General features: G+C 40.4%; 8 protein-coding genes. 5 read left to right on the forward strand and 3 right to left on the reverse strand.

Features of this window, described 5'->3' with window-relative positions; genetic code table 11:
- Positions 1–622 precede the first annotated feature (622 nt).
- Positions 623–1,693, forward strand: a complete 1,071-nt coding sequence (locus QZZ43_RS12950; RefSeq protein ID WP_291860043.1) for a uroporphyrinogen decarboxylase family protein — start codon at positions 623–625, stop codon at positions 1,691–1,693.
- 48 nt (positions 1,694–1,741) lie between these two features.
- Here QZZ43_RS12950 and QZZ43_RS12955 read toward each other — a convergent pair whose 3' ends face one another.
- From QZZ43_RS12955 to QZZ43_RS12965, 3 genes are all read right to left on the reverse strand, one after another.
- Positions 1,742–2,314 carry a hydrolase gene (locus tag QZZ43_RS12955; protein WP_291860044.1) on the reverse strand — a complete coding sequence of 191 codons (573 nt, stop codon included), beginning with the start codon at positions 2,312–2,314 and terminating at the stop codon, positions 1,742–1,744.
- A gap of 252 nt (positions 2,315–2,566) precedes the next feature.
- Positions 2,567–3,343, reverse strand: a complete 777-nt coding sequence (locus tag QZZ43_RS12960; protein ID WP_291860045.1) for an aminotransferase class IV — start codon at positions 3,341–3,343, stop codon at positions 2,567–2,569.
- Between the two features lie 406 nt (positions 3,344–3,749).
- Positions 3,750–3,971, reverse strand: a complete 222-nt coding sequence (locus QZZ43_RS12965; RefSeq protein ID WP_291860047.1) for a helix-turn-helix transcriptional regulator — start codon at positions 3,969–3,971, stop codon at positions 3,750–3,752.
- 1,040 nt (positions 3,972–5,011) lie between these two features.
- Between QZZ43_RS12965 and QZZ43_RS12970 the strand changes: the two genes are divergently transcribed.
- From QZZ43_RS12970 to QZZ43_RS12985, 4 genes are all read left to right on the forward strand, one after another.
- The gene (locus QZZ43_RS12970; RefSeq protein ID WP_291860049.1) at positions 5,012–5,281 is read left to right on the forward strand and encodes an OadG family transporter subunit; all 270 of its coding nucleotides are present in this window, start codon (positions 5,012–5,014) and stop codon (positions 5,279–5,281) included.
- 7 nt (positions 5,282–5,288) lie between these two features.
- On the forward strand, positions 5,289–7,160 hold the full coding sequence (locus QZZ43_RS12975) for a biotin/lipoyl-containing protein (protein WP_291860052.1): 1,872 nt from the start codon (positions 5,289–5,291) through the stop codon (positions 7,158–7,160).
- Between the two features lie 121 nt (positions 7,161–7,281).
- Positions 7,282–8,493, forward strand: a complete 1,212-nt coding sequence (locus tag QZZ43_RS12980) for a sodium ion-translocating decarboxylase subunit beta (RefSeq protein ID WP_291860053.1) — start codon at positions 7,282–7,284, stop codon at positions 8,491–8,493.
- 173 nt (positions 8,494–8,666) lie between these two features.
- Positions 8,667–9,054 (forward strand): signal recognition particle receptor subunit alpha (locus QZZ43_RS12985; protein ID WP_291860056.1); only part of this gene is annotated, 388 nt, incomplete at its 3' end.

The following is a 9,054-nucleotide window of genomic DNA, read 5'->3' on the forward strand; positions in this document are numbered from 1 at the left end:
GGGTGCCCGTACGCACGATAAGTATCGTCTCACCGAATCAGCCTATTCGTATAAATTTGTTATCAGGCCGGTAAGGAATAAATGATGGGTTTATTTTCAATAGACCGGTAGATTTTTAGAAGTTAGGGGTAACTAATAGTCCGGTCAAATAAGCTATAAGGCAGACACGCGATGACGCAAAGTTTTTATTATGAGTGAGTTGCGGTTTAGTCGTCTGGCCTTTTACTGGATTAATTATCAGCTGTTTGTAGAAATTTAACGAAGTATTGAGGTAATACATTTGGAGGTGATTCTTTTGACGAGCAAAATAGAACGTTAATCCAAATTAGGATAAAAATTTCGCTAAAATATTTTACGATTATATTAGTCTGGTGTCCGGGAAACAGACTAAAAACAGACCAAAAATCCGATGCCATCTATCAGATTGTCAGATTACAGATTGGAACAGTGACTAATTGTGAAACATTTAACAGATTTCACTGAAACAAACTACCCTTAATTTAGTTTATTATAATTCAATAATACTTTTTGATGATTTCAAACATTTTTCTCTATCTTGCAATGTTTTTGGCCTCAAAAACAGGAGTAAATGATAATTGAATGAGACCTAAATCTATCATTTATGAATCACAAAGAGAGAGTGTTAACTGCTTTGAATCATGAAGAGCCAGATCGGGTACCTGTTTTTTACTGGGCTGTACCTGAGTTCACACAAAAAATGATGTCCGAATTGGGTTTTTCTGATGCTGACCAGCTTCTGGAACATCTGGATATTGATTTTCGCTGGGTTGAGCCTGTTTATACGGGCCCCAACCTGGTTAACCAAAAAAAAGGGCAGAAGAAAGATATCTGGGGTGTGGGATATGAATTGGTGGGGCATGGAGACTTGAGATATTGGGAGGCAAGGCACTTTCCGCTTCAGGACATTTCCGACCCTGAATATCTTGAAAAATATCCCTGGCCGACTACGGATTTGTTCGATTTTGAATCTCTTACCAAACAGTGCGAAAAATATAAGGATTATGCCATAATGACGGCACCGGGATACTCATCTCCCGGCCTGTTCAGAATCATTCAGCGACTTATTGGACGGGATTCATTTCTTGATGTTATGATGTACAATCCCCGCTATTTTAAGGTTTTGGTGGATAAGGTGACGGAGTTTTATGTTGATTTTATTGAGAAGTTTTTCGCTGTAACGGGCGATAAAGTTGATTTTATTCGCATTGCTGATGATTTTGGAGCCAGCAGCGGACTTATGATTAGCAATGAAAACTGGAATACCTATTGCAGACCTGCTATTGAGAAGTTTGTTGAGTTGCCGCGCAAATTGGGAGTTAATTTTTATATGCACAGTTGCGGCGCCGTTCGAAAGCTGCTTCCTGAGTTTATTTCGCTGGGGGCCGATGTTTTGGACCCTATTCAGACCAGAGCCGAAGGCATGAACCCCCAGGGACTCAAAAAGGATTTTGGGCAGATGATTACTTTTTCCGGCGGATTGGATGAAGAGTTGTTGCTTCGTAAATCTACTCCCGAACATATAAAAGAAGGGGTGCGCGAACTTATTGAAACAATGGCTCCCGGTGGTGGATTTGTTATTGGCCCCTCGCATAAGTTAAAAGTGGAAACTCCGGTGGAAAATGTTCTTGCGATGTATGAAGCAGTGAAAGATTATTCTCTGCCACATCCCTGATGATATATTTAGCCTGCCCGGAACTTTGAGAATATGGTGGCTTGCGAATTAGGAGGATTCTCCATCCAATCCTAAAGCGGGAGCCACTTTTTTCATGGCTTCAATCGTTTCTTCTATCAATTCGCTGATGTCCATTTTCAACATCTCAGCGCCTTTAAGTATGATATTGCGATCTACGCCCGCTGCAAATTTTTTGTCCTTCCATTTTTTCATGACCGATTTCACTTTTAATTCATGGATGTTTTTGTCCGGTCGAACCAATACCGACGTGGTTACCAGTCCTGTAAGTTCATCGGTGGCATAAAGTACCTTTTCCATAATGTGCTCGGGTTGAACATCACTGCAAATACCCCAGCCATGGCTCACAATTGCTCTGATGTATTCTTCGGGCCATTTATTCTCTTCCAGTATTTTACGTGTCATCGTGCAATGCTGTTCGGGGAACTTTTCGTAATCCAAATCATGAACCAGCCCTATGATTGACCATTTCTGAGTGTCTTCATGATATTTACCGGCAAAATAATTCATAACGCCTTCCACAGCAATGGCATGTTTAAACAAACTCTCACTCTGATTATACTTTTTAAATAATTCTAAGGCATTTTCCCGTGTTGGTTTCATAATGTTTTGCGTTTGATGGTATTTTTTATTTTTTTTTAATCCTTTTTTTGATTGTTCTCGCTTCCAAAAAACTTCAGTTTTATGGTCCTTGCGCGTGGGTGTCCCAAAAATTTTTGGGCACAATGTATTTTTGACAGAATTGGCCCGTCCACCGCAGGGGATAAACTTTAATAACGCCGGGATTTTAACACGAGGTAACTTTTAAATAGAGCCTAATCCAACCTTTCATTTATCTCATTTAACCTCTGATTTTTAGTCATCTGGACTCTGATTGCGTTTGTCAATATAAGACTTAACCAATTTCGAAAATCCATCGGTTAATTGGTGAATAATTGGATGATCTGCTTTAAAATTTAAAGTCTCAATGCTTTTAATGGCTAATATTCTTGGTGATGTGCCTGTAATAAAGGCTGCTTCCACATCTTTCAGGTGCTGATGATGGAGCGGACTAAAATCAACCGGGATTTTTAAGGCTTGTGCAACCTCAAGAGTCTTTTTTCGTGCTATTCCCGGCAAAACCATCTGGTCGGGCGCTGTAAACAACTTATGACCAACAATGAAAAATACATTGCTTCGGCTACCTTCGGTAATCTCTCCCTGATGGTTGACCAGTAGCAATTCAAAATAATCCTTTTCCTTAATTATCTGATTTGCATCGTATCTTAGCAGAGTATTGGCAATTTTCGTTTGTGTATTCTCTCTTTCGTTAAAAAACAAGCCACATGAAATCCCTTTTTGGTATTGTTCGCTGGTTGGGTAGGAGTGTGGTACACCAGATGCATGGTAAGAAATTACACTCCCGTCAGATGAATCGAAAAAAACAGATAGCCTTACATTTCCCGATATTATCTTTTCCCGCTTAATGGTTTCTTTGAAGAAGTTCTTAATGGTTTCAAAATTGAAGTTTAGTTTTATTCCGGCTTTGTCTGCACCATGAAATAAACGCTGTATATGATCTTCCAGAAAAAGACCTATTCCTTTCTCCACCCGGAAAACCTCGTATAATTCACGGATATTTTTATCGTCCATCAGGCTTTAATTTAGGTTAAAAGTACTAAGAAACCAACAAAGTTCTTACAGCTCAGCAATTTTATGTTTTAAGGTTCACCATTATAATGCAATAGTCCGTTAAAAAAAACATAAACGCAAAGACGCAAAGTTTTTATTATGAGAGAGTTATGTATCATGTCACAAGCCGTGTAAACCATTAATTATCAGACACTTCTAAAAGTTTACCGGAGTGTTGATAATGTTTACATTATAGCATTCATAATCAAAAGAAAAACAAGTACAAGAACCGGTAGGACCCACATTTTGGGTTGATTCTCATGTATATGTTACGGAATGGGAGCCTGAAGGGCTCCTATGTTTATAGCGATACGCAAAATATAAAATATCGACGCTGAAGGTGTCGAATGCTGTTTAATACCCTGTTTTATGGCCCTGCTGATAGTTCAATCAGATGGTTTTCGTGCAATTTGGTTGACATCCAGTCAATCGGGCCCAGCACTATCTCCAGTTTGTACCGGGCTTGTGCCTGTGGATAGCTCTTGCCCTGCTCAATTTGGCTGATGGTCGCCTGAGACAAGCCCGAAAGCTTTGACAGGTGTTCTTGACTTAATCCCCTGCTGACTCTTATTTGTACCAAATTTTTCATATTGATATTTTCAACATAACTATATAGTTCTATAAAGCAATATTAAAAACATTGGTATTTAGATGCAAAATAAAATTGAGCTAATTTGTTGACCGATAGGTGGTAGTGAAATATTCAAGTGCTGGTTTTGGGGGCTTGAAAATGGATTTGTGGAAGTATTTTTTTGCAATTTACTTGTAATCCTGTTTTGGATATAGCCGACAACCAAACAGGACTGAACCAGCTGCATGGAATTATTCTTGGTTATTTTCTTCAAATTAGTAACTTTGATTTAAACACCAACTTTTGAAAATATACTCAATCAAAAGCCGGTTTCGCTGTTCTTCAGATAAATAATGACTTTTTGTCACTGGTCAGCAACCTCAGAAAGCAAAAAGAATTTTTAATGCCCTCAATTTAAAAATTGTATAAAAACCACACATACCAGGCTATTGTATAAAGACCTTCGGCCTTTTAAAAACACAACAACAGCACTTTGTCAAAATAGCATAATGCATTTCGTTAAAAGAAAAAAGCCTCGCTTTTAGGAGAACTGCTTAATTGACTTCGTCGAACTTTGTTTCACAAATAATTTATTCCGATTCCCAACTATTGATGAACTATATTTAATAAGCTTTTCAAGCTATGTGTTCTTTTCCCCGGAATTATTTATTATGTTTTGTATTAAAGTTATAAAGTAGAATTAGGAAAGGTTCCCCAGTCTGTGATCAGAAATGCGAGTATTTCAATTGATTCAAAACTGAGTTGTATTGGTGGCTTGATTGGTGACAATGAGTTGAAAAACAGTAAAATACATTGGTGTTGAAAAGCAACAGAAATATGTCGTAATTCTAATTAAAGAAAAAAAACCTTAAAGGACTTGTGAATTTTTAATATTCTATATTGTAAAGAAATTCAATGTGGTATGATGCTTGATAGCGAAAAAATATCTTTCTTTGACATCGATAGATTGTAAAAAGTGTTTGAAAAAAAGCTATTTTTGCACGTTAATTATTAGAAAATTTATACTTGAAGTTTCAATCTGAAAACGAAATTGTAACATGACCGAAAGTTTTAATCAGGCATGGGTGCTTCTGGGAGTTGGAATGGTAACTGTTTTTACTGTCTTACTACTGGTTGTTTTGATTGGTAATGGCCTTGTACTTTTTGTGAATCGTTTCCTTCCTGAAAGTGAATCAGGAAAACCCGGAAATGCTGGCTTCAAAAGTGCAATTCATCCATCAAAAGTGGCTGCCATTGTTGCAGGAGTAAAAAATGTAACGGCAGGCAGAGGAAATGTTGTTGAAATCAGAAAAAATAAAAAAATATAGTATTGTTATGGGGAGAAAAATAGGATTTTCGTTGTTGTATCGCGATATGTGGCAATCGTCCGGAAAATATGTGCCACGCAAAGATCAGCTTGAGAAGGTTGCACCTGCCATTATTGAAATGGGATGTTTCGACAGGGTGGAGACCAATGGTGGTGGTTTTGAACAAATTAATTTGCTTTTTGGAGAAAACCCCAATGAGGCAGTCCGTGCATGGACAAAGCCTTTTAATGATGCCGGTATTCAAACACACATGCTTGAACGTGCCCTGAACGGCATTCGTATGTCTCCCGTTCCTGCCGATGTGCGCAAACTGATGTTTAAAGTTAAAAAACAACAGGGGACTGATATTGCCCGTTCCTTTGACGGACTGAATGACCCGAGAAATATCATTGATTCTATTAAATATGCCAAAGAGGGTGGAATGATTGCGCAGGCCGCTATGAGTCTTACCTACTCCGAGGTTCACACCGTAGAGTACTATATTGATTTGGCCGACCAGTTTATTAAAGCGGGTGCCGATGAGATATGTCTGAAAGATATGGCAGGTGTTGCCCGTCCCTCCTGGCTTGGAAAAATTGTGAAGGGTATTCGCAAGGAGCATAAAGAGCTTCCAATAACTTATCATGGCCATTCAGGCCCCGGTTTCTCGGTTGCTACCATACTTGAGGTGGCACGGGCCGGTGTTGACTATGTGGATGTGGCAATGGAACCTCTTTCCTGGGGTACGGGTCATGCCGACTTGCTTACCATTCAGGCTATGCTGAAAGACGATGGTTTTGATGTGCCCGATATCAACATGAAAGCTTATATGAAGGTTCGTAAGCTTACACAGGAATTTATGGATGATTTTCTGGGGTATTACATTAATCCCAAAAATCGTCACATGAATTCGCTGCTTATCGGGCCCGGACTTCCCGGTGGTATGATGGGCAGCCTGATGGCTGATTTGGAGAATAACCTGGAGAGTTTGAACAAATGGAAAGCCAAACATAAGAAACCTGAACTTTCTCAGGATGACTTACTGATAAAACTTTTTGAAGAGGTTGAATACATATGGCCTAAACTGGGTTATCCGCCTTTGGTTACTCCTTTCAGTCAATATGTTAAAAACCTGGCATTGATGAATGTTCTTCAGATGGAAAAGGGCCGGGAACGCTGGAGTATGATTGCCGACAATATCTGGGACATGATTTTGGGAAAAAGCGGTCAGGTTCCCGGAAAACTGGCCCCTGAGATTATCGAACTGGCCAATAAAGAGGGTAAGGAATTCTTTACCGGTCACCCACAGGAGCCCTATCCCGATGAGCTGGACAGTTTCCGCAAGGAGATGGACGATAACGGCTGGGATTATGGCAAAGATGATGAAGAACTGATGGAGCTTGCCATGCATCCTCAGCAATATCGTAATTACAAATCAGGCCAGGCCAAAGAAACTTTTGAAGCCGATCTTGCAGCGCGGAAAGCCGAAGAAGAAACTTCAGCTGGTTCTTCAGCGAACAGTGGTATGGGAGACTGTTCTCCATCCAGAATGAATATTAATGTGAATGGCGAAGATTTTGAAGTGATGGTGTCCTACAACGGTCAGGATGTTGTGGATACAGAAAAATCATCTTCGAAAGAGGCCTCTGCTTCGGCGCCGGCCGGGAAAGGTGAGCCGGTTATCTCTCCTTTGGAAGGGAGGTTCTATTTCACAAAAGATTCCGGTGAGACACCCATAAAAGAGGGAGATAAAGTCAAAGAGGGGGATGTTCTTGGGTATGTTGAAGCCATGAAAACCTACAATGCTGTTCGTTTTGACCGGGCCGGTGTGGTGACAAAAATACTAAAAGAGAATGGAAGTGAAGTAGAGGAGGACGATGAACTGGTTGTTCTTCAGTAGTTTGCTCAGTTGAAATAGTTTATTTTTTTAGGTCTGATGGAAATCGTCTTTGTTAAGAACAGGCCAACACAATGTACAGCATTTTAACAGTGCGGTTTCCTCAAAAGAATTCAACAACTAAATGGAAGTACTCAGACAATTATACGATATGACTGCCCTGGGAGAGATTGGAGAAACTCCCGGGGTTTTATTAATGATTTTGATTGGTGCTGTTTTACTTTACCTTGGGATAGTGAAAAAATACGAGCCGTTGCTGCTTGTGCCCATCGGCTTTGGTATCATTCTGGCCAATCTTCCGGGTGGAAATATGGACGTGGTTCCAGCCGAAATGGTGGAATTGCCCGGACACAGATACATGAACCTTTTCGAAATAGCCAGCGAATACGGCATTATGAATTTTGTTTATTATTCTCTTATTAAAACAGGATTTCTGCCACCGATTATTTTTATGGGGGTGGGAGCATTGACCGACTTTGGACCCATGTTGCGTAATCTGCGACTGGCATTCTTTGGTGCCGCGGCACAGATAGGTATATTCGGAGTTTTCTTTGGAGCCATTGCTTTAGGCTTTTCGGCTAAAGAAGCAGGTTCTCTGGGAATTATTGGCGGAGCGGACGGGCCAACCGCGATTTATACCACCATTTTACTTGCTCCGCATTTGTTGGGTCCGATTGCCATTGCTGCCTATTCTTATATGGCGTTGGTTCCGGTAATTGTTCCGTTGGTGGCCAACCGGCTCATAACGAAGAAGGAGTTTCGGATTAATATGAAGAAACAGGATAAACTGTATCCGCCCAAATACAAGATTAAGAATCTTAAAGCGGTCAAGATTATTTTCCCCATTGTCCTTGGGATTGTAGTCGCCATATTGGTGCCTTCATCGGTGCCTTTGCTTGGAATGTTGCTTTTTGGAAATCTCATCAAAGAGATTGGTACAACTACTTCCCGCTTGTCGGAGGCAGCAACAGGGCCAATAATGAATACGGCCACCATATTTCTCGGACTTGCAGTGGGCGCAACCATGACTGCAAAAGTCTTTTTGGACCTTAAAACACTGGGGATTATTGTAGGTGGATTTTTAGCATTTGCCATCTCCATTGCCGGAGGAATCCTGGCGGTTAAAGTTTACAATATGCTTGCTAAAAAGAAAATTAACCCACTCGTAGGTGCCACAGGGCTTAGCGCTGTTCCCATGGCTTCCAGAGTGGCAAGTGAGATGGGATTAAAGCACGATAGCAGCAACCATTTATTACAATATTGCATGGCTTCCAATATCTCGGGGGTTATTGGTTCTGCCGTGGCTGCCGGAGTATTGATTTCCATTCTTGGATAAGGAATAAGGTAAAACGATTTTAATTGCCACAGAGTGCCCTTTTTTAAGGCGTTTACTCTGTGGCAATATTTATAAATATCGAAAGTATTGATTATCTTTGGCCTTTTCTTAAAATCATGTAATCGGTAACCGGGATTTCTGGTTCCGGTAACTTTTTTATTCAATTTATTATCATGGGATTATTCGGCGGTTTCAATAAGGCAAAAAAAGAAAATCTTGACAAAGGGCTGGCCAAAACTAAAGAGAGCGTATTTCAGAAAATGACTCGTGCCGTGGTTGGTAAAACCAGGGTTGATGATGACGTACTTGATAGCCTGGAAGAGATTTTGATTACTTCCGACGTGGGTGTGGACACAACGCTGCGCATCATTGAACGCATCGAGGAGAGGGTTTTGCAAGACAAATATATCAATACCAGTGAGTTAAATGTTATTCTTCGTGAAGAAATTGCAGCACTTCTGGCCGAGAATGAAGACAGTGACGCGGGCGATTTTGAACTCCCTGCCGATAAAAAACCGTATGTTATTATGGTTGTGGGCGTTAATGGAGTTGGGAAGACCA

Source organism: Marinilabilia sp. (assembly GCF_016278715.1).
In the GTDB taxonomy this organism is placed as follows: domain Bacteria; phylum Bacteroidota; class Bacteroidia; order Bacteroidales; family Marinilabiliaceae; genus Marinilabilia.

Coding starts and splice junctions, on each gene's coding strand:
- QZZ43_RS12950 (WP_291860043.1), top strand. CDS start 623: ATGAATCACAAAGAGAGAGTGTTAACTGCTTTGAATCATGAAGAGCCA.
- QZZ43_RS12955 (WP_291860044.1), bottom strand. CDS start 2,314: ATGAAACCAACACGGGAAAATGCCTTAGAATTATTTAAAAAGTATAAT.
- QZZ43_RS12960 (WP_291860045.1), bottom strand. CDS start 3,343: ATGGACGATAAAAATATCCGTGAATTATACGAGGTTTTCCGGGTGGAG.
- QZZ43_RS12965 (WP_291860047.1), bottom strand. CDS start 3,971: ATGAAAAATTTGGTACAAATAAGAGTCAGCAGGGGATTAAGTCAAGAA.
- QZZ43_RS12970 (WP_291860049.1), top strand. CDS start 5,012: ATGACCGAAAGTTTTAATCAGGCATGGGTGCTTCTGGGAGTTGGAATG.
- QZZ43_RS12975 (WP_291860052.1), top strand. CDS start 5,289: ATGGGGAGAAAAATAGGATTTTCGTTGTTGTATCGCGATATGTGGCAA.
- QZZ43_RS12980 (WP_291860053.1), top strand. CDS start 7,282: ATGGAAGTACTCAGACAATTATACGATATGACTGCCCTGGGAGAGATT.